Annotated in this window: 16 protein-coding genes; 14 read left to right on the plus strand and 2 right to left on the minus strand. The window is 73.7% G+C overall.

Annotated elements, in window-relative coordinates; translation table 11 throughout:
- The 4 genes from IE316_RS26755 to IE316_RS26770 all read left to right on the plus strand — a co-directional run.
- On the plus strand, window positions 1-545 hold a 545-nt coding region (locus tag IE316_RS26755), incomplete at its 5' end, for an alpha-glucosidase C-terminal domain-containing protein (protein ID WP_229910567.1).
- Between the two features lie 28 nt (window positions 546-573).
- Window positions 574-1,935, plus strand: a complete 1,362-nt coding sequence (locus IE316_RS26760; RefSeq protein ID WP_190207055.1) for a maltokinase N-terminal cap-like domain-containing protein — start codon at window positions 574-576, stop codon at window positions 1,933-1,935.
- Between the two features lies 1 nt (window position 1,936).
- Window positions 1,937-4,159: a 1,4-alpha-glucan branching enzyme gene (glgB, locus tag IE316_RS26765; RefSeq protein WP_190207056.1), complete on the plus strand. Its 2,223-nt coding sequence runs from the start codon at window positions 1,937-1,939 to the stop codon at window positions 4,157-4,159.
- Between the two features lie 111 nt (window positions 4,160-4,270).
- Entirely contained in the window at window positions 4,271-5,359 is a 1,089-nt protein-coding gene (locus tag IE316_RS26770) for a glutamate--cysteine ligase 2 (RefSeq protein WP_190207057.1), read from the plus strand.
- 31 nt (window positions 5,360-5,390) lie between these two features.
- On the opposite strand, the gene IE316_RS26775 is transcribed toward IE316_RS26770, so the two are convergent.
- Window positions 5,391-5,624: a DUF6480 family protein gene (locus IE316_RS26775; protein WP_190207058.1), complete on the minus strand. Its 234-nt coding sequence runs from the start codon at window positions 5,622-5,624 to the stop codon at window positions 5,391-5,393.
- A gap of 152 nt (window positions 5,625-5,776) precedes the next feature.
- Between IE316_RS26775 and IE316_RS26780 the strand changes: the two genes are divergently transcribed.
- Both IE316_RS26780 and IE316_RS26785 read left to right on the plus strand, forming a co-directional pair.
- On the plus strand, window positions 5,777-7,681 hold the full coding sequence (locus IE316_RS26780) for an AMP-dependent synthetase/ligase (protein ID WP_190207059.1): 1,905 nt from the start codon (window positions 5,777-5,779) through the stop codon (window positions 7,679-7,681).
- A 145-nt stretch (window positions 7,682-7,826) separates the two neighbouring features.
- Window positions 7,827-8,261: an ATP-binding protein gene (locus IE316_RS26785; RefSeq protein WP_190207060.1), complete on the plus strand. Its 435-nt coding sequence runs from the start codon at window positions 7,827-7,829 to the stop codon at window positions 8,259-8,261.
- A gap of 41 nt (window positions 8,262-8,302) precedes the next feature.
- Here IE316_RS26785 and IE316_RS26790 read toward each other — a convergent pair whose 3' ends face one another.
- Window positions 8,303-8,668 (minus strand): PRC-barrel domain containing protein, encoded by a 366-nt coding sequence (locus IE316_RS26790; RefSeq protein WP_190207061.1) that lies wholly within the window; start codon window positions 8,666-8,668, stop codon window positions 8,303-8,305.
- Window positions 8,669-9,091: 423 nt separating this feature from the next.
- Here IE316_RS26790 and IE316_RS26795 point away from each other — a divergent pair, with 423 nt between their 5' ends.
- The 8 genes from IE316_RS26795 to IE316_RS26830 all read left to right on the plus strand — a co-directional run bounded on the left by IE316_RS26795 (window position 9,092) and on the right by IE316_RS26830 (window position 20,864).
- Window positions 9,092-13,090: a hybrid sensor histidine kinase/response regulator gene (locus IE316_RS26795; protein WP_190207062.1), complete on the plus strand. Its 3,999-nt coding sequence runs from the start codon at window positions 9,092-9,094 to the stop codon at window positions 13,088-13,090.
- A gap of 70 nt (window positions 13,091-13,160) precedes the next feature.
- Window positions 13,161-15,566 carry a SpoIIE family protein phosphatase gene (locus tag IE316_RS26800; RefSeq protein ID WP_190207063.1) on the plus strand — a complete coding sequence of 802 codons (2,406 nt, stop codon included), beginning with the start codon at window positions 13,161-13,163 and terminating at the stop codon, window positions 15,564-15,566.
- 179 nt (window positions 15,567-15,745) lie between these two features.
- Window positions 15,746-16,138, plus strand: coding sequence for an STAS domain-containing protein (locus IE316_RS26805; RefSeq protein ID WP_190207064.1), 393 nt, complete (start codon window positions 15,746-15,748; stop codon window positions 16,136-16,138).
- Between the two features lie 206 nt (window positions 16,139-16,344).
- Complete coding sequence (locus tag IE316_RS26810; protein ID WP_190207065.1) at window positions 16,345-17,238, plus strand: STAS domain-containing protein; 894 nt, start codon at window positions 16,345-16,347, stop codon at window positions 17,236-17,238.
- A gap of 5 nt (window positions 17,239-17,243) precedes the next feature.
- Window positions 17,244-17,645: an STAS domain-containing protein gene (locus IE316_RS26815; RefSeq protein ID WP_190207264.1), complete on the plus strand. Its 402-nt coding sequence runs from the start codon at window positions 17,244-17,246 to the stop codon at window positions 17,643-17,645.
- Window positions 17,645-18,085 carry an anti-sigma regulatory factor gene (locus IE316_RS26820; protein WP_190207066.1) on the plus strand — a complete coding sequence of 147 codons (441 nt, stop codon included), beginning with the start codon at window positions 17,645-17,647 and terminating at the stop codon, window positions 18,083-18,085. The genes IE316_RS26815 and IE316_RS26820 overlap by 1 nt, the downstream gene beginning before the upstream one ends.
- The gene (locus tag IE316_RS26825) at window positions 18,085-19,152 is read left to right on the plus strand and encodes an ATP-binding SpoIIE family protein phosphatase (RefSeq protein WP_190207067.1); all 1,068 of its coding nucleotides are present in this window, start codon (window positions 18,085-18,087) and stop codon (window positions 19,150-19,152) included. The genes IE316_RS26820 and IE316_RS26825 overlap by 1 nt, the downstream gene beginning before the upstream one ends.
- The gene (locus tag IE316_RS26830; protein WP_190207068.1) at window positions 19,149-20,864 is read left to right on the plus strand and encodes a PP2C family protein-serine/threonine phosphatase; all 1,716 of its coding nucleotides are present in this window, start codon (window positions 19,149-19,151) and stop codon (window positions 20,862-20,864) included. Before IE316_RS26825 ends, IE316_RS26830 begins: the two co-directional genes overlap by 4 nt.
- The last annotated feature ends 7 nt before the right edge of the window (window positions 20,865-20,871 follow it).

Below are 20,871 nucleotides of genomic sequence, written 5' to 3' on the forward strand. Positions count from 1 at the left end.
TCTACTACGGCGACGAGATCGGCATGGGCGACAACATCTGGCTCGGCGACCGCGACGCGGTGCGCACCCCGATGCAGTGGACCCCGGACCGCAACGCCGGGTTCTCCACCTGCGACCCCGGGCGGCTGTCGCTCCCCACGATCATGGACCCGGTCTACGGCTACCAGGTCACCAATGTCGAGGCGTCGATGGCCTCGCCGTCCTCGCTGCTGCACTGGACCCGCCGGATGATCGAGATCCGCAAGCAGAACCCGGCCTTCGGCCTCGGCACCTACACCGAACTGCCGTCCTCCAACCCGGCCGTCCTCGCCTTCCTGCGGGAGTACGAGGACGACCTGGTGCTGTGCGTCAACAACTTCGCGCGGTTCGCCCAGCCCACCGAGCTGGACCTGCGCGCGTTCGCCGGGCGCCACCCGGTCGAGCTGTTCGGCGGGGTGCGCTTCCCGGCCATCGGCGAACTGCCGTATCTGCTGACCCTCGGGGGCCACGGCTTCTACTGGTTCCGGCTCACCCGAGTCGCATCCCGCATCGGCCGCCGAGCGTGAGCGCGGGCCGAGGAAAGGACGCGTCACCATGCCGAAGACCGCATCCCCGCGCCCGAGACCGGCGCAGCTCCCCGAGCCCATGGGGTCGCTCGGCGAGTTGCTGCGTGACTGGCTGCCCAAGCAGCGCTGGTTCGCGGGCAAGGACCGGCCCGTCACCGACCTGGGTCTGCTGTCGATGACGGAGCTGTTCCCCGGCTGTCTGCATCTGCTGGTCCACGCCGGTCACGGCACGGTGCCCGCGCCCGGCGGCGCGCCACCGGCCGGCGACTGCTACCAGTTGCTGCTCGGGGTGCGCGAGCACCCGTCGCCGCGGCTGGGCCGGGCGCTCATCGGCCGGGTCGGCGACGGTCCGCTGGCCGGTCTGACGGTGTACGACGCGTTGCGCGACCCCCGGATGGCCCAGTTGCTGCTGGAGCGGCTGCGGCACCCGGGCAAGGCCGGTCCGCTGCGCTTCGAGGCGGACCCGGCGCGGCCGGTGCCCGCCGGGCTGGTGCCGCGGCTGCTGGACGCCGAGCAGTCCAACTCCTCGCTGGTCTACGGCGACGAGTTCATCCTCAAGGTGTTCCGGCGCATCCAGCCCGGGGTCAACCCCGATCTGGAGGTGCCGGGGGCGCTGGCCCGGCAGGGCTGCGGCCGGGTCCCCGCGCCGGTGGCGTGGTTCCGCACCTCGCATCCGTGCCAGGCGACGCTGGGCGTGCTCCAGCCGTTCCTGCACGACGCCACCGACGGCTGGTCGCTGGCCCTGGACGCGCTGGCGGGCGGCCACGACTTCACCGCGCAGGCCCGGGAGCTGGGCCGGGCCACCGCCGATGTGCACCTGGCGCTGGCCGCGGCGTTCCCGGCCGGGGCGGGCGCGGAGAACGGGCGGACGGCGGCGGCGATGACCGAGCGGCTGACCGCCGCCGCGCACTGCGTCCCGGCGCTGCGCCCCTTCGTACCGGGGCTGCGGTCCGCGTTCGCCGCGCTGAGCACCTGCGACACCGGCCCGCCCGCCCAGCGCGTCCACGGCGACCTGCACCTGGGGCAGGTGCTGCGCGCCGGACGCGACTGGTTCGTCATCGACTTCGAGGGCGAGCCGTCCCGGCCGCTCAGCGAGCGCCGCAGCGTCCACTCCCCGGTCCGGGACATCGCGGGCATGCTGCGCTCCTTCGACTACGCCGCCCGGCAGCGCCGGCCGTGGCGCCCGGAGTGGGCCCGCCGCTGCCGCGAGGCGTACTGCGCGGGCTACGCCGCCCGGGCCGGCTGGGACCCGCGCAAGAAGCACGGTCTGCTGCGCGCCTACGAGACGGACCGGGCCGTGTACGAGGTGCTGTACGAGGCCCGGCACCGCCCCGACTGGCTTCCCGTACCCATGGCGGCGATCGAACGACTCGCCGTGAGAGGAGACTGACATGGCCCTCCGCGACACCTCGCTCCCCGAGCCGTCCGGTCCCGCCGCCCCCTCCGCCGGGGCGGCCGGTGCCGCTGACCCGCTGGACGCGGCCGACCGGGGGCAACTGCTGGCGGGCGCGCACCACGATCCGCACGCGCTGCTCGGCGCCCACCCGGTGCCCGGCGGGATCGCCTTCCGGGCGCTGCGGCCCTGCGCCCGCGCGGTGAGCGTGGTCACCGGCGGTGAGCGGCATCCGCTGGTGCCGGAGGGCGACGGCCTGTTCTCCGGGGTGCTGGCGCTGCCGGAGATCCCCGCGTACACGCTGCTGGTGGAGTACGCGGAGGCCGAGCTGGAGACCCATGACCCGTACCGTTTCCTGCCCGCGCTCGGTGAGCTGGACCTGCATCTGATCTCCGAGGGCCGGCACGAGCAGCTCTGGCGGGCGCTGGGCGCGCAGCCGATGGTCCACCAGGGCGTGGCCGGCACCCGCTTCACCGTCTGGGCGCCGAACGCGCGGGGCGTGCGGGTGGCCGGCGACTTCACCTACTGGGACGGCACCGCCTTCCCGATGCGCTCGCTGGGCTCGTCCGGGGTGTGGGAGCTGTTCCTGCCGGGGATCGGCGAGGGCGCCGCGTACAAGTTCGAGATCCACTCCCGGTACGGTCAGCGCTTCCTCAAGGCCGACCCGATGGCCCGGCGCACCGAGCAGCCGCCGGACACCGCGTCGGTGGTGACGGCCTCGCACTACACCTGGGGCGACGAGGAGTGGATGCGGGGCCGGGGCGCGACACCGGTGCACGAGGCGCCGTTCTCGGTGTACGAGGTCCACCTGCCGTCCTGGCGGCCGGGGCTGACCTACCGCGAGCTGGCCGAGGAACTCCCCGCGTACGTGAAGGACCTGGGGTTCACCCACGTCGAGCTGATGCCGGTCGCCGAGCACCCCTACGGGCCGTCCTGGGGCTACCAGGTCACCGGGTTCTACGCGCCCACCGCCCGGCTGGGCACCCCGGACGACTTCCGGTACCTGGTGGACGCGCTGCACCGGGCCGGGATCGGCGTGATCATGGACTGGGTGCCGGCCCACTTCCCGAAGGACGACTGGGCGCTGGCCCGCTTCGACGGGGACCCGCTGTACGAGCCGGGGGACGAGCGGCGCGCGACCCACCCGGACTGGGGCACGTACACCTTCGACTTCGCCCGCACCGAGGTGCGCAACTTCCTGGTCGCCAACGCGGTGTACTGGTGCGAGGAGTTCCACATCGACGGGCTGCGGGTGGACGCGGTCGCCTCGATGCTCTACCTGGACTACTCGCGCGAGTCCGGGCAGTGGGAGCCCAATGTGTACGGCGGCCGGGAGGACCTGGCGGCGATGGCGTTCCTCCAGGAGATGAACGCCACCGTCTACCGGCGCTGCCCCGGCGTGGTGACCATCGCGGAAGAGTCCACCGCGTGGGGCGGGGTGACCCGGCCCACCGACGCGGGCGGCCTCGGCTTCGGGTTCAAGTGGAACATGGGGTGGATGCACGACTCGCTGGAGTACGTCGCCAAGGAGCCGGTGCACCGCAAGTACCACCACCACGAGATGACCTTCTCGATGGTGTACGCCTACAGCGAGAACTACGTGCTGCCGATCTCGCACGACGAGGTGGTGCACGGCAAGCGGGCGCTGGTGTCGAAGATGCCCGGCGACTGGTGGCAGCGGCAGGCGAACGTCCGCGCCTACCTGGGCTTCATGTGGGCCCACCCCGGCAAGCAGCTCCTGTTCATGGGGCAGGAGTTCGCGCAGGGCGCGGAGTGGTCGGAGCGGCAGGGCCCGGAGTGGTGGCTGCTGGACGACGGGTACCACTCGGCGGGCGACCACCGGGGGGTGCGGGACCTGGTCCGCGATCTCAACACCGTCTACCGGGACACCCCGGCGCTGTGGCAGCGGGACACGGATCCGGCCGGTTTCCGGTGGGTGGCGGTGGACGCCGCCGACGACAACGTCTTCGCGTTCCTGCGCTATGGCGCCGACGGCTCCCCGCTGCTCGCGGTGTCGAACTTCTCGCCGGTGGTCCGGCACGGCTACCGGCTCGACGCCGGCGCGGAGACGGCCGCCTGGCGGGAGGTCCTGAACACCGACGACACCCGGTACGGCGGCAGCGGCGTCACCGCCGCGGACCCGGTGGCAGCGGAGGCCGGGGGCCTGCGGCTGACCCTGCCGCCGCTGGCCACGGTGTGGCTGGTGCCGCACACCCGCTGAGGCCCGGCGGCGACGACCAGGTGTTCGACCGGCCCGCAAGGGGCAGGCGGGGCCTTGCGACCGAGAATTCCTCGTCGTCGCCGCGGCAGGCTACAGAAAGGGCGGCATCACGTGCGCACCGTCGGAGTGGAGGAGGAACTCCTCCTGGTCGATCCCGAGACCGGCGAGCCCCGGGCCATGTCCGCGGCGATCCTCGCCCGGGCCGCGCAGGAACCGGGCGAGGAGGACGTCTTCGAGAAGGAACTGCACGACCAGATGCTGGAGTTCGCCACGCATCCGCAGGCGGACATGGAGAAGCTGCACGCGGAGATCGTCCGCTGCCGCAAGGAGGCCGCCCGGCACGCCGGGGGCATCGGCTGCGCGGTCGCGGCCCTCGCCACCTCTCCCCTGCCGGCCAGCCCCGCCGTGGGCGTGAGCCGGCGCTACCAGTGGATGGCGGAGCAGTACGGCGCCGTGGTCCAGGAGCAGCTCGTGCTGGGCTGCCATGTACATGTCGCCGTCGACTCCGACGAGGAGGGCGTCGCCGTCGTCGACCGGGTGCGGCCCTGGCTGCCGGTGCTCACCGCGCTGAGCGCGAATTCGCCGTTCTACCAGGGCAAGGACTCCGGCTACAGCAGCTACCGCAGCCGGGTCTGGCAGCGCTGGCCGTCGGCCGGGCCGACCGAGCTGTTCGGGTCGGCGGAGACCTACCACCGGCGGGTCTCCGACATGGTCGCCACCGGCACCCTCCTGGACGAGAAGATGGTCTACTTCGACGTCCGGCTCTCCGAGCAGTACCCGACCGTGGAGTTCCGGGTCGCCGACGTCTGTCTGCACTCCGGCACCGCCGTGCTGCTGGCCACCCTGGCGCGCGCCCTGGTGGAGACCGCCGTGCGGCAGTGGCGGGCGGGCGAGGAGCCGGCCGACCCCAGCGTGAGCCTGCTGCGCCTGGCCGCCTGGCGGGCCGCCCGGTCGGGGCTGACCGAGGAGCTGCTGCACCCGGCGACGATGCGCCGGATGCCCGCCGAGACCGTCGTACGGGCGCTGCTCGACCACGTCGAGGAGGCGCTGGCCGGCACCGGTGACCTGGAGCGGGTGCGGGAGGGCTGTGCGGAGCTGCTGCGCGACGGCAACGGGGCCAGGGTCCAGCGCGAGCTGCTGGAGCGCACGGGCAGCCTGCGGGACGTCGTCACCGAGTGCGTGCGCCGCACCCAGGGCTGAGACCTCCCGGAGCCGCCGCCGCGGCCCCCGCTCAGAGCATCAGGGCGATGGCATAGGCCAGGAAGCCCGCCGCGACGAGGACGACCAGGAGCAGGATCAGGGTCAGCGGCGCCTTGGCCCAGCCTTTCGTGGGGTTGTGCACCTCCCGGGGACCGGCCTCGGGCAGGCTGCTCTCCGCGGGCGGGGTCTCGCCGGGCGGCACCCCGCCGCCGGGCTCCAGACCGGTGGTGCGTTCGGGTTCGGGGTCGGGATTCGTATAGCTCATGCCCTACGGGTCCCCCGATCGGCCGGGATCACCGAGCCGGGGCTGACTTCCGCCGTCCCGTCCCCCGGCGCGGCCCTCCTCGGCTAGATTCGAGCACCGCGCCGGCGGTGTCCGTCGGCGCGTCGCCCCGCCCGATCCGTCAGGAGCAGTGCATGCGCGAAGCTCTCGCTCCCCCCGCCGCCCCGCCGCTGACCGGCGGGCTCGCCGACTCCCTGTTCGAGACGGCGGCCCGGACGCCCGCCCTGCCGCTGCTGGCCCGCCGCCCCGACCCGGCCGCCGCCCGCTGGGAGGAGGTGACCGCCGCCGAGGTCCGCGACGAGGTCGTCGGCCTGGCCCGGGGCCTGATCGCCTCGGGCATCCAGCCGGGCGAGCGGGTCGCGATCATGGCGCGGACCCGCTACGAGTGGACGGTGCTCGGCTACGCGCTGTGGTCGGTGGGCGCCGAGGTGGTGCCGATCTACCCGGCCTCCGCCCGGGACCAGGTCGAGTGGATCCTGCGGGACGCCGGATGCGTGGCCGTCGTGGTCGAGGACGAGCAGGGCGTGATGACCGTCGGCTCGGTGTGCGCCACCCTGCCGTCGCTGCGGCACGTCTGGCAGTTGGACGCGGGCGCGCTGGCCGAGCTGACCGCGCGCGGCGAGCCGGTCCCGGCGCCCACCGTGGACTCCCTGCGCCGCATCGTCCTGCCGGACGCCACCGCGGTCGTCGCCTACACCTCCGGCACCTCCGGCCGCGCGCTGGGCTGCGCCCTGAGCCACCGGGGCCTGGCCGGCCCCTGCGACGTGCTGCTGGCCGGCTGGGGGCACACCGCCGCGCCGCCGGGGGAACAGGGCTCGGTCCTGGCCTTCCTGCCGTTCTCCCATGTGTACGGGCTGATGATCCAAAGCCTGTGCGTGCGCGGCGGCCTGCTGATGGGGCACGAGCCGGAGATGGACGCGGCGACGCTCGCCTCGGCGCTGCGCTCCTTCCGCCCGACGTACTTCTACGCGGTCCCCTCGGTGCTGGAGAAGATCTACAAGAACTTCCTGCGCGCGGCCCAGCAGGCCGGCCGGGGCGCGCTGTTCGAACGGGCGGCGGAGACCGCCCGGCAGTACGCGGCGGCCCTGGAGCGCCGCCGGCTGGGCACCGGCCCGGGACCCGGCCTCGACCTGCGGCTCCAGCACGCCCTGTACGAGCGGACGGTCTACCGCGGGCTGCGCGACGCCCTGGGCGGCCGGGTGCGCCGCGCGACCTGCGGCGGCTCCCCGCTCAGCCGGGAGCTGTCCCTGTTCTTCGAGGGCATCGGCATCTATGTGCACGACGGGTACGGGCTGACCGAGACCAGCGGCGGGGTGACGATGCAGCCGCTGGGCCGGGAGAAGTCCGGCACCGTCGGCAAGGCGCTGCCCGGCACCGAGATCCGGGTCGCCGACGACGGCGAGATCCTGGTGCGCGGCCCGTCCGTCTTCCAGGGGTACGTGGGCGACGCCGCCGCCACCCGGTCCGCGCTGCGCGGAGGCTGGCTGGCCACCGGCGACCTCGGCCACCTGGACGAGGAGGGCTACCTCACGATCACCGGCCGCAAGAAGGACGTCATCATCACCTCCGGCGGCAAGAGCGTCGCCCCGGCCGCGCTGGAGCAGCGGCTGCGGATGCACCCGCTGGTGCACCAGGCGGTCGTGGTCGGCGACAACCGGCCCTGCGTCGGCGCGCTGATCACGCTGGACCCGGAGTTCCTCACCCACTGGCGGGCCGCCCTGGCGCTGCAGGGCGACGCCCCGGCGCGGGAGGCCCGGGAGGAGAACGCGCTGCGCGAGGAGATCGCCCGCGCGGTGGCCGTCGCCAACAGCGCGGTGTCGCGGTCGGAGTCGATCCGGGTCTTCCGGGTGCTGCCCCGGCCGTTCGACGTGGCGGGCGGGCTGCTGACGCCCTCGATGAAGCTGCGCCGGGACGAGATCGTGCGGACCTACGCCTTCGAGATCGACGCGATGTACGCGGCGCGCTCCCGCCCCCGGGTGCGGACCGCGGCGGACGAGCCGGACGCGTGGGACGACTCGGACAATGTCTTCCTGCGCTGACCGTCCCGCGCCCGCTCCGTGCCGCTCACCTCCCGAGGTCCCGTGCGGACGGGCGCGTAGGCTCTGTCCGCACGGGAACTAGCAGACGAAGGGGGCACACGGAAAGGACGAGACAGCCGGGCTGACGCCGGGCCGGGAAGGCGAAATGGCAGCCGAGTCGCGTTGGGACAGGACACTGGCTTCCGAGGAGATCACGAACCGCACCGCCAGCTTCGACGGGGAGCTGCACAATGTCACCGGTGCGCGGCTGGTCGCGGAGGAATTCCTCTACGACCTCGCGCGGGTGTCACCACCGACGGCCCCCGAGCACTGGGACGACATCCTGCTGGTCGTCACCGAGCTGGCCGCCAACGCGGTGCAGTACGCTCCCGGACCGTTCCAGTTGCGGTTGCGCCGCACCTTCGACGGGGTGCACGTGGCGATGCACGACACCAATCCGACCCCGCCCAGCCCGCGGCCGTTCCATCCGAACAACGGCGGCGGCGGCATAGGGTGGCACCTGATCCACACGCTGTGCGACCAGGTCAGCGTGGTCCCCGACGACCGGGGCAAGGACATCCACGTCTTCCTGCCCTGGTGACCGCCCCGGCCGTCGGACCCGGGGCGGCCGAGCGGCCCGCCTCAGGAGGCCGAGGCGGTCCGGGGCGGCAGGGCGGCGTAGTACTCGCCGACGGTGGTGAGGTACTGCGGGTCCATCGTCTCGCTGTCGGTACGGAACCGGGGGGCGGCCTTCACCTCGGCCCGGGTGCAGGACACCGTGACCTTGCGGGCGCCGGGGTCGATGCCCGTGACCACGCCGACCGGCACCAGCACACTGCGGCCGAAGACCCAGACGCCGGTGTCGACGACCAGGTGGCGCATGCCGTAGTGGTCGGCCTGGCGGTCCACCTGACCGATGGTTCCGTCGGGCGCGACGACGGTGCAGCCCGTCAGGTCCTCTCCCTCGACGTGGCCGCTGTCCGGCGCGTACGACCAGATTCTGTCCATCGGCACAGTGCTCCTTCCCTCCCGGGTGGTGACGGGTCGCTGTCCGGGGCCCGGCCCCGTCCCGGCCGGCCCGGCCTTACACAGCAGCAACTACCCTCCCCGCGCACCGCCATTCGGCGAGCGCCGCCCCACCTGCGGACCCGGCCGGGCGGTCCGCCCGCCGACGGTGAAAAAACTGTTCACGTACCCCCGATCCAGCAATCCATGCACGGTCCGACCCGAACGCGTGAGGGACCGTCACGGGCAGGCGTCGTCTTTTTGTTCCCCACCGCGCGGGTGCGTTAGCCTCTGGCGTATTTTCTCATCGGGCAGCTCCGCTGAACTGCGGAAATGCACGCACGGCATACCGGGTCGGTACCCCCGCCCCGGTGGGTTCCGAGTCCTCGGTGGCGAGGGCTCCTGGGGAGCGGAACGAGGGTGCGCATGACCAGCGACAGCACCGGGACCGTCGAAGCGGTCCCGGGCGACCAGGAGCTGCGACGGCTCCTGGCCGGCTTGACGGCCGTCCGCGACGGCGACTTCGGCACCCGGCTGCCGGACGACGCCGACGGACTGCTGGGCGACATCGCCAAGGTCTTCAACGGCATGGTGGACCAGTTGTCCGTGTTCACCTCCGAGGTCACCCGGGTGGCCCGCGAGGTGGGCACCGACGGCCGGCTCGGCGGGCAGGCGAAGGTGCCGGGGGTCTCGGGCACCTGGTCCGACCTGACCGACTCCGTCAACGCCATGGCGGGCAACCTGACCACACAGGTCCGGGACATCGCCCAGGTGGCCACCGCGGTCGCCCGGGGCGACCTGTCGCAGAAGATCGACGTGGACGCCCGCGGCGAGATCCTGGAGCTGAAGAACACCATCAACACGATGGTCGACCAGCTCTCCGCCTTCGCCGACGAGGTCACCCGGGTCGCCCGCGAGGTCGGCACCGAGGGCCGGCTCGGCGGGCAGGCCGACGTCCAGGGGGTGCGCGGCACCTGGCGGGACCTGACCGACTCGGTGAACTTCATGGCGGGCAACCTGACCAACCAGGTCCGCAATGTCGCCCAGGTCGCCACCGCCGTCGCCAAGGGCGACCTGTCGCAGAAGATCACCGTGGACGCCCGCGGCGAGATCCTGGAGCTGAAGAACACCATCAACACGATGGTCGACCAGCTCTCCGCCTTCGCCGACGAGGTCACCCGGGTCGCCCGCGAGGTCGGCACCGCCGGGAACCTGGGCGGGCAGGCGCAGGTGCGGGGCGTCTCCGGCACCTGGAAGGACCTCACGGACAACGTCAACGTGATGGCGTCCAACCTGACCCACCAGGTCCGCTCCATCGCCCAGGTCGCCACCGCCGTGGCCAAGGGCGACCTGTCGCAGCGGATCACGGTCGAGGCCAAGGGCGAGGTCGCCGCCCTCGCCGAGGGCATCAACACCATGGTCGACACCCTGTCGGCGTTCGCCGACGAGGTGACCCGGGTGGCCCGCGAGGTCGGCACCGAGGGCCGGCTGGGCGGCCAGGCGCACGTGCCCAACGTGGCCGGCACCTGGAAGGACCTGACCGACAACGTCAACTCCATGGCCAACAACCTCACCGGCCAGGTCCGCAACATCGCGCTGGTGACCACCGCCGTGGCCCGCGGCGACCTGTCGAAGAAGATCGACGTCGACGCCCGCGGCGAGATCCTCGAACTGAAGACGACCATCAACACGATGGTCGACCAGCTCTCCGCCTTCGCCGACGAGGTCACCCGCGTCGCCCGCGAGGTCGGCACCGAGGGCCGGCTCGGCGGCCAGGCCGAGGTCGAGGGCGTCTCCGGCACCTGGAAGCGGCTGACGGAGAACGTCAACGAACTGGCGGGCAACCTGACCCGGCAGGTCCGGGCCATCGCCGAGGTCACCAGCGCGGTCGCCGAGGGCGACCTGACCCGCTCCATCAACGTGGAGGCGTCCGGCGAGGTCGCCGAGTTGAAGGACAACATCAACGCGATGGTGGAGTCCCTGCGCGAGACCACCCGGGCCAACCAGGAACAGGACTGGCTCAAGACCAACCTGGCGCGGATCTCCTCCCTGATGCAGGGCCACCGGGATCTGCCCGTGGTCGCCGAGCTGATCATGGACGAGCTGGTGCCGCTGGTCTCCGCCCAGTACGGCGCCTTCTACCTCGCCGAGGACGGCGAGCGCGGCCCCGAGCTGCGGCTCGTCGGCTCCTACGGCTCCCCCGACGACGACCGGCCGGTCCGCATCCCGTTCGGCCGCACCCTGGTCGGGCAGGCCGCGCGCAGCCGCCGCACCATCATGGTGGACGAGCTGCCGCCGGACTACGTCACCATCTCCTCGGGCCTCGGCCATGTGGTGCCGTCCGCCCTGGTGCTGCTGCCCATCGTGGTCGAGGGCCAGGTCCTCGGCGTCATCGAGCTGGCCTCGGTCAGCCCGTTCACCCAGATCCACCGGGACTTCCTGACCCAGTTGATGGAGACCATCGGCGTCAACCTCAACACCATCGTCGCCAACGCCCGCACCGACGAGCTGCTCGCCGAGTCCCAGCGGCTGACCGCCGAACTCCAGGCCCGTTCCACCGAGTTGCAGGTGCAGCAGGACGAGCTGCAGCGCTCCAACGCCGAGCTGGAGGAGAAGGCGTCGCTGCTGGTCGCCCAGAACCGGGACATCGAGGCGAAGAACCTCCAGATCGAGCAGGCCCGGCAGGAACTGGAGGCCCGCGCCCAGCAGTTGTCGCTGGCCTCGAAGTACAAGTCGGAGTTCCTGGCCAACATGAGCCACGAACTGCGCACCCCCCTCAACAGCCTGCTGATCCTGGCCCAGTTGCTGGCTCAGAACCCCTCCCGCAACCTCACCCCCAAGCAGGTCGAGTACGCGGGCATCATCCACTCGGCGGGCTCGGACCTGCTCCAGCTCATCAACGACATCCTGGACCTGTCCAAGGTCGAGGCCGGCAAGATGGACGTCGCGCCCGAGCGGGTCACGCTGCGCCAGCTCATCGAGTACGTGGAGGCCACCTTCCGGCCGATGACCACGCAGAAGGGCCTGGAGTTCACGGTGACCACCGCGCCCGGCGCGCCGGCGGACCTGCTCACCGACGACTCCCGGCTCCGTCAGGTGCTGCGCAACCTGCTTTCCAACGCGGTGAAGTTCACCGAGCGCGGCGGGGTCGAGCTGCGGGTGGAACCGGCCGCGGACGAGGAGGTCCCGCAGGGCGTGGTCCGGGGCGGCGCCGTGGTGGCGTTCCGGGTCCGCGACACCGGCATCGGCATCCCCGAGCAGCACCTGGAGACCATCTTCGGCGCCTTCCAGCAGGCGGACGGCACCACCAGCCGCAAGTACGGCGGCACCGGCCTCGGCCTGTCCATCACCCGGGAGATCGCCCAGTTGCTGGGCGGCGCGGTGACCGTGGACAGCACGCCGGGACAGGGCAGCACCTTCACCCTGTTCCTGCCGGTCTCCCGCCCGGACTTCGAGGAGCTGCTGGGCCGCCGCCGGGACACCGAGAGCGCCGCCGCCGAGGCCGACGCCGACGCCCTGGCCCGGCCGGAGCCGGTGCCGGAGCTGTCGGCGGGCAAGGGCGAGCGGCCCCGGCGGCTGCTGGTCGTCGAGGAACGCCCCCGCGGACTGCTGACCCTGGTCGCCGAGAGCGTCGTCGCCGACCTGCGGCAGGCCCGGGACGACGCCGGGTCCCGCACCCCGCTGGACGTGATCACCGCCGTCGGCGCCCAGGAGGCCGCGGGCGCCCTGGCCGCCGACCCCTGCCACTGCGTGGTGCTGGAGCTGGGCATGCCGGACGGTGAGGCGTCCCGCTTCCTGCGGGCGCTGCGCGGCGACTCGGCGCTGGCCAACGTACCCGTGCTGGTGCACAGCGGGCACCGGGTGGACTCGGCGCTGGAGGAGACCCTGCGCGCCGAGGGGACCGGCGGGGCGCTGGAGTTCCTCACCAGCCTGGACGAGCTGCGCGAGCGGATCGCCCTGCACCTGTCCGCCGAGGAGCCCGGCGACGTGCTGTCGCTGGTCCGCTCCGAGGAGCCGCAGCGCCTGGTGCCGCCGCTCACCGCCGAGCCGGCCGCGGGCCGCACGGTCCTGGTCGTCGACGACGACGCCCGCAACCTGTTCGCGCTCAGCGGCATCCTCGAACTGCACGGCCTGCGGGTGCTGCACGCCGACAACGGCCGCAAGGGCATCGACACCCTGCTGAACAACCCCGACATCGCGCTGGTGCTGATGGACGTGATGATGCCGGAGATGGACGGGTACACGGCGACCGCGGAGATCCGCGCCATGCCCCAGTACGCCGACCTGCCGATCATCGCGGTCACCGCGAAGGCCATGCCGGGCGACCGGGAGAAGTCGATCGCCTCCGGGGCCAGCGACTACGTCACCAAGCCGGTGGACACCGGCGACCTCATGGACCGCGTACGGCGGTGGCTGCCGGCATGAGCGTGCCCGTCACCGTCCCGTACCCCGGCCGGCCGTCCGGCGCGCACCGCAGTCGAGGAGCAGTCACCCCGTGAGCATCTCCGAGCAGCCCCAGGACCCGGCCGACGGCAAGCCCCCCGGCGCGGAACTCGCCGGCGTCTCCCCCGAGTCGCCGGTGGGGCGGCTGGCGGCCACCGTGGACCGGCTCAGCCGGGAGGTGGCCCAGGCCCAGGCCGAGGCCGAGGGCCGGGCCCTGATCGAACTCGCCAAGGGCATCCTCGTCGAACGCCTCGGGTGCGGTCCGGCGCAGGCCGCCCGGCAGCTCGCCGAGCTGTCCGAGCAGGCCCGGATGACGCCGCTGGAGTTCGCGGTCGACGTCATCAACCAGGCCGCCCGGGACCGGATGTCGGAGGTGACCGACGCCTTCCTCGCCGCCACCGCCGCCGCGGAGAGCGAGGAGCAGGCCGCCGAGTCGGCCGCCGTACGGCTGCGGGCGGCCGAGAGCGGCGCGCTGGCCGCCGACGACACCCAGGCGGTCGCCGACGCGCTGCTGGAGCAGGCGCTGCGCCCGCTCGGCGCGGTGGCGGTGGCGATCTGGTCGGCGGGCTCCGACGGCTCGCTGGCGCTGGCCGGCAGCGCGGGGTTCTCCCCCGCGGAGGCGCTGCGCTGGCGGTACGTGCCGCCGGACGTGGCCACGGTGGCCCGGCGCGGCCTGACCGAGCGCGACGGCCAGTGGATCAGGTCCCTGGCGGAGACCGGGCTGCCCACCCTCGGCCGGCAGCGCTACCCGGAGGGCGGCCGGGTCGCGCTGCCCGCCGGGACGGGCGGCCGGGTGCACGGCGTGCTGGAGATCGCCTGGCCCGATCCGCTCCAGTTGCAGCCGCCGCAGGTGGTCCGGCAGGTGGAGGCGCTCGCGGAGCTGTGCGCGCACACCCTGGAGACCTCCACCCGGCCCCTGGGCGGCGCCGAGCCGCGGGTGCTGCCGGACGCCGCGGAGCTGATGGACCTCGCCGACGGGCTGCACGACCCGGCGCTGGTGCTGGTGCCGCACCTGGACGCGGACGGCAACCTGGTCGACTTCCGCATCCAGCACGTCAACGACCGCTTCCTGGACCCCGCCGGGCGGCCCCGGGCCGTGGTGGGCGGCGCGCTGCTGCTCCAGGCGTACCCGATGGCGGCCGGGGAGAGCGAGCTGTTCCAGCGCGTGGAGCGGGTGTACGCCACCGGGGAGCCGTTCCGGGCCCGGCGGATGAACCTGACCGCCCTGGTGGACCAGGTGCCGCTGTCGGCGGTGGCGGACATCAGCATCAGCCGGCACGGCAACGCGGTCCTGCTGATCTGGCGCATCGAGGACGAGACGGCCCGGCTGGCCAGCCTGCTCCAGCACGCCCAGCGGCTCGGCCGGATCGGCGGGTTCGAGGAGAACCTGCTGACCGGCGAGATCACCTGGAACGGCCAGTTGTTCGACCTGTACGGCCGGCCGCAGACCGACACGCCGGTGCCGCTGGAGCAGTTGCCCGCGCACGCCCACCCGGACGACGCGGTCACCATCGGCCGGTTCCTGCGCACCCTGCTGCACCGCCGGCGGCCCGCCTCGGCGGCGTTCCGGCTGGCCCGCCCGGACGGGGTGACCCGGCACATCCGGGTGGTCGCCGAGCCGGTCCTGGACACCGACGGCCGGCCGCTGCTGGTCCGGGGCGCCTACCAGGACATCTCCGCGCAGCACTGGACGGAGGTGGCGCTGGCGGCCACCCGCGACCAGTTGGCGCACACCGAGCAGCAGGCCCATGAGCGCAACCGGCTGACCCTGCAGTTGCAGCACGCCATCATGCCGCCCGCGCAGGGGCCGCTGAAGCTGGACGGCCTCCAGGTCGCGGTGCGCTACCGGCCCGCCGAGACCGAGCAACTGGTGGGCGGCGACTGGTACGACGTGGTGGTGCTGCCCAACAAGCTGGTGCTGCTGTGCGTGGGCGACGTGGCCGGGCACGGCATAGAGGCCGCGACCAGCATGGTGGTGCTGCGCAACGCGCTGCGCGGCCTGGCGGTGACCGGCGCGGGCCCGGGCCAGCTCCTGTCCTGGCTGAACATCGTGGCCCACCATCTGACCGGCGCGGTCACCGCGACCGCGGTGTGCGGCCTGTACGACCCCGCCCGGCGCACCCTGACCTGGGCCCGCGCGGGGCATCTGCCGCCGGTGCTGGTCCGCGACCGGCAGGCGGCGCCGCTGCCGCTGGTCAAGGGCCTGCTGCTGGGCGCGGTGCCGGAGGCGGTGTACGAGGAGGCGGAGGTGCAGCTCGCCGCCGACGACACGCTGCTGATGTACACCGACGGCCTGATCGAGCGCCGGGACCGGTCGGTGGAGGAGTCGCTGGCCCATCTGCTGACCACCGTACGGGCCGCGCCCACCCCCCTGGACCAGCAGTTGGACCGGCTGCTCACCTACAGCAGGTCCGACACGGACGACGACACCTGTCTGGTGGGGGTGCGCCTCGGGTGACGGCTGGGACGCATGACCGGCCGGATCGGGGGTAAGCGCGCGGGCGCGGCCACGAACGAGCACCGAGAGGGGACGTACCCGATGAGATCTTGATCACCCGTGCGCGTCCGGAAAGACGCGCATCGAAGTGGCCCACGGGGGTAACCAGCCCAGGCTGTCCGCATTCGTTGGAGGTACACGTGCCCATTGCCCAGGATCCGCTGTCCGTCGAGGTGACCCTGCCTCGCGAGGACGTGGCGCTGCTCACGGTCGAGGGCTATCTGGACGTCGACACCGCGACGGAGTTCCAGCACCATCTGGCCAATCAGCTCCACCACGGAAGGCGGCATTTCCTGCTGGACCTGTCGGCCGTGCCCTTCATGGACTCCTCCGGCATGAACATCATCCTGCGGGTCTACCAGGAGGCCCGGGAGCTGCCGGGCAGCGTGCACATCATCCGGCCCACCTCCGCGGTGCGCCGAATACTGGATCTCACCGGTGTCAGCATCACCGTCCCGGTCTCCGAGAGCGTCGAGGAGGCGCTCGCCCGCGTCGACGGGGAGCCGGGTCCGGCCGGGGCGCGGGAGGACTGAGCACACGGTCCTTCGCTCCTCGGACGCGGGCCGCGGCGGCCCCCGCCCCACCTGCCGCTCTCCCCACCCGCCCCGGTGGGAGCGGGTGCCCCACGCGGTGTCGTACGAGGTCGGCGGGTCGTTACAGTTGACGCCCGGCAGAGTTACGTCGTCGGCCCGTTGCCGCAACGGTGCGCACGACGCAGTGCGGATGAGGAGTGAATCAGGTGCCGGAGCACGCAGCGGACGGGACGTTCGTCAACCCGACGGGCGAGGTGCGGGACTTCCTGCGCCGGCGGCGCGAGCAGATCGCGCAGCGCTGGGCGGACGAGCCCTTGTTCCGCACGGTGTTCACCGTCTCGCGGGACGAGGCGGTGGAGGCGGCCAAGGCGGTCGTCGACGCGCTGGCGGAGGTGGCGGACGCCGCGCGGGTGGAGGACCCGGACGCCGCGGGGTTCTCCTCGGTGCGCGAGCAGCTCGGGCGGATGGGCACGGCCCGTTCCCGGGCGGGGCTGAGCGCCGGGCAGATCTCGAGCGAGCTGGCCTCGCTGCGGCTGCCGCTGGAGAACCCGCTGCTGGCCGATCTCCAGGAGGCGGAGGCCCCCGAGGGGCATGTGCGGGCGTGTATGACCACGCTGACCGTGCTCATCGGGACGCTGCGGGTGGTGGTGATGCAGACGGCGCTGAGCGAGGGGCAGGCCCTCATCGACCGGCAGCGGCTGCAGTTGCTGGAGGTGGCGACGCCGGTCATCAAGCTGTGGGACGGCATCGTCGCCGTGCCGCTGATCGGCACCCTGGACAGCGCCCGCAGCCAGGTGGTCATGGAGACCCTGCTGGAGGCCGTGGTCGAGCAGCAGGCCCGGTACGCGATCCTGGACATCACCGGGGTGCCGACGGTCGACTCGCTGGTGGCGCAACACCTGATGAAGACGGTGGCCGCGGCCCGGCTGATGGGCGCCGAGTGCATCGTCTCCGGCATCCGGCCGGCCATCGCGCAGACCATCGTCCACCTCGGCCTGGACCTGGGCACCGTGGTGACCCGGGCGGGCCTCGCCGACGCGCTGGCCTACGCCCTGCACAAGCTCGGGGCCGGCATCGTCGCCGACGCGGACCTGCGGTGAGCGAGATGTACCCCGGCGGCGCCGCCGGGCGCGTGCCCGTGCTGAAGCTGGGCGAGGTGCTCCTGGTCACCATCCAGGGCGACCTGCACGACAGCACGGCCGAGCAGCTCCAGCAGGACCTGTCCGAGACCATCGCCCGCAGCGGTGCCACCGGTGTCGTCATCGACATCTCCGGGGTGGAGATCGTCGACTCCTTCCTCGGCCGGGTGCTGGCCGAGATCGCCGCCCAGTCCGCCCTGCTGGCGGCGCGGACCGTGGTGGTCGGCATGCGGCCCGCGGTCGCCATCACCCTGGTCGAGCTGGGTCTGACGCTGCCGGGGCTGCGCACCGCGCTCAGCACCGAGCAGGCCATGGACCTGCTGACCGGGCCCTCCCGCCTCGGCGGCCGGCGCCAGGAGAGTCCGTGATGCACACTGCCGCGGGCGTCGAGGCCCGTCTGCCGATCCGTTCGGACATGGATCTGGTGTGGGTGCGCCAGCATGTCCGGCAGGCGGCCGCCCAGCTCGGCTTCGGCCTGGTGGACCAGACGAAGCTGGTGACCGCGGCCAGCGAGCTGGCCCGCAACACGCTGGTGTACGGCGGCGGCGGCACGATGGAGTCGCAGCACCTCGTCGACGGCTCCTCGCACGGGCTGCGGCTGGTCTTCAGCGACCAGGGGCCCGGCATCGCCGACGTGGAGCAGGCCCTCAGCGACGGCTACACCTCGGGCGGCGGTCTGGGCATGGGCCTGGGCGGCGCGCGCCGGCTGGTCCACGAGTTCGCCATCGAGAGCGCCCCGGGCGCCGGTACCACCGTCCGCGTCACCTCCTGGACGGGACGGACGCCCCGGCCGCGCGAGGAGCACTGATGCCGCGGGTCTGGGAGGTGCCGGTGCACGACTCCACCCGGGTGCGCGACGCCCGGGTGGCGGCGGAGCAGGCGGCGGCGCTGGCGGAGCTGGACGGGCGGCGTACCGCGACGGCGGCGCTGGTCGCCACCGAGCTGGCCACCAATCTGCTCAAGCACGCGGGCGGGGGCCGGGTCCTGATCGACGTGGTCCCCCCGCCGGAGCTGTCCGCGGGCGCCGAGCCGGTGCCGGTGGTGCAGATCGCGGCGGTCGACCACGGGCCGGGGATCGCGGACGTGCCCGCCGCCCTGGGGGACGGCTTCTCCACCGCCGACTCGCTCGGCGCGGGCCTGGGCACCTGTCTGCGGGTCGCCGACGACTTCACGCTGCACAGCGTGCCGGGCCGGGGCACGGTGGCGCTGGCCCGCGTCGGCGCCGCCGCGGCCCGGCCCCGGATCCGGGAGGCCGGCGGGACGGCCGGGGTGCGGGCCGGCGGGGTGAACGTCCCGTTCGGCGGGGCGGAGTACTCCGGGGACGCCTGGGCGTGGGTCCGGGCCGGGGACCGGGTGACGCTGATGCTGGCGGACGGGCTGGGACACGGCCCGGAGGCGTCCCGGGCCTCGGCGGCGGCGGTCGCGGCGCTGCGGGAGGCCGCCCATGTGCCGCCCGCCGAGGCGCTGCGCCGGCTGCACGGGGCGCTGACCGGCACCCGGGGCGCGGCCGTCGCGGTGGCCCAGGTCGACCTGCGCGCCGGGCGGCTCAGGTTCGCCGGGATCGGCAATGTGGGGGCGCGGCTGTGCGAGGACGGGACCTGGCGGGCGCTGGTGTCCCGGCCCGGCATCGTCGGCGCGCACCGGCCGACGACCCTGCGCGAGGAGGAGACGGCCTGGACGGCGGACCGGGTGCTGATCCTGCACAGCGACGGGCTGCCCAGCCGCTGGTCGCCGTCGCCCGAGGCGTGCCGTCCCGAGGCCGACCCGGCCGTGACGGCCGCGGTGACGGTGCGCGACGCCAGCAGTTCCGCGCGTCCGGTGCGGGACGACACCGCCGTGGCCGTGCTGACCCCGACCCCGCCGGAAAGATCATGAAGCGTACGTGGCAGATCTCCACCGTCACCGACGCGGCGCGGGCCCGTATCGCCGCCGCGCGACTGGCCGCGGCGTGCGGTGCGCCGCCGCTGGAGCGGGCCGGGCTGGCGGCGGCGCTCAGCGCCCATCTGCGGCAGTGCCTGACCAAGGGCGGTGTCTGGCACCTGGTGCTGACGCTCCGCGCGGACGACGGGGGGAGCCTGCTGGCGGCGGAGGTGACGCCGGCGCGGGACGCCGACGCTGCCGGTGAGCCGCCCTGGCGGACGACGCTGGCCTGTCCGGAGCCGGCCGGGAGCGGGGTGCCGGGCGCGGTGGCCGAGGACCCGGGCGCGCTGGCGGAGGCGCTGCTCGGCGCCGACGAGGACACCGCGGTGGTGCTGGACAAACTCACCGAGCAGGAGGAACTGGTCGCCTTCCACCGGGAGGAGCTGCAGCAGACCAACCAGGGCGTGGTGGCGCTGCACGCCGAGCTGGACGCGGCCGGGCGGGCGCAGCGGGAGGCGTTCGCCGCGGAGCGCAAGGCCCGCACCGAGGCGGAGGACGCGCGCCGGCGGCTGACCTTCCTGGCGGACGCCAGCGCGGTGCTGACCACCTCGCTGAACCACCACGAGATCGTGCGCCGCCTCCCGGACCTGCTGGTGCCGCGGTACGCGGGCAGCGTCGACGTCTGGCTGTTCGACGACGACGACCCGCGGCGGACGACCCCGCACCCGTCGGCGGCGGTGACCGCCGCCCGCACCGGCCGCCCGCAGTACGCCGCCGACCGGCCCGGCGATCTGCCCGGCGTGGACGACCACCCGCCCTCGCCGCTCGGCGCGGACCGGCCGCTGCTGTGCATCCCGCTGCCGGCCCGGCGGGCGCCGCTGGGCGTGCTGACCCTGACCCCGCCCGGGGAGCACTGGGACCCGGACGACGCGGTGATGCTGCTGGAGCTGACCCGGCGGGCCAGCATCGCCATCGACAACGCCCGCCGCTACGAGCACAACCGGGACATCGCCGAGACCCTCCAGCGGGCCCTGCTGACCGAGCTGCCCGCGACCCCGGGGCTGGGCCTGGCCGCGCGCTATCTGCCCGCGACCCACGGGCTGAACATCGGCGGTGACTGGTACGACGCGTTCCGGCAGCCCGACGGCGGGGTGATCACCGTGGTCGGCGACGTCACCGGGCACGGGCTGCACGCGGCGGTCATGATGAGCCAGTTGCGCACCGCACTGCGCGCCTACGCCGTCGACGGCGGCAGCCCCGGCAAGCTCCTCACCCGGCTGCACGACTTCCTGCACCACCTCCAGCCGGACCTGTACGCCACCGCCGTCATCGCCCGGTTCCACCCGGACGACCCGACGATGACCTGGGCGGCGGCCGGGCATCCGCCGCCGGTGCTGCGCGGCCCGGACGGGCGGGTGCGGATCCTGGACGCCAAGCCGGGCGCCATGCTGGGCATCCCGCTCAAGCAGGAGATCGCCGACCACAGCGTGCGGCTCTCCCCCGGGTCGACGCTGGCGCTCTACACCGACGGCCTGGTCGAGCGGCGGGCGCGGGGCATAGACCCGGGCATCGAGCGGCTCGCGGCGGCCCTCGGATCGTTCGGGCCGGCGGAGCTGGACACCGATCTGGGCGGCGCGGCGGACGGCATCCTGCATCCGCTGCTGAGCGACTCCGAGCGGGACGACGACGTCTGTCTCCTCCTGTGCCACCTGCGCGGCGGCCGCTGACGGACCC

The organism is Streptomyces fumanus (assembly GCF_014655295.1).
In the GTDB taxonomy this organism is placed as follows: Bacteria; Actinomycetota; Actinomycetes; order Streptomycetales; family Streptomycetaceae; genus Streptomyces; species Streptomyces fumanus.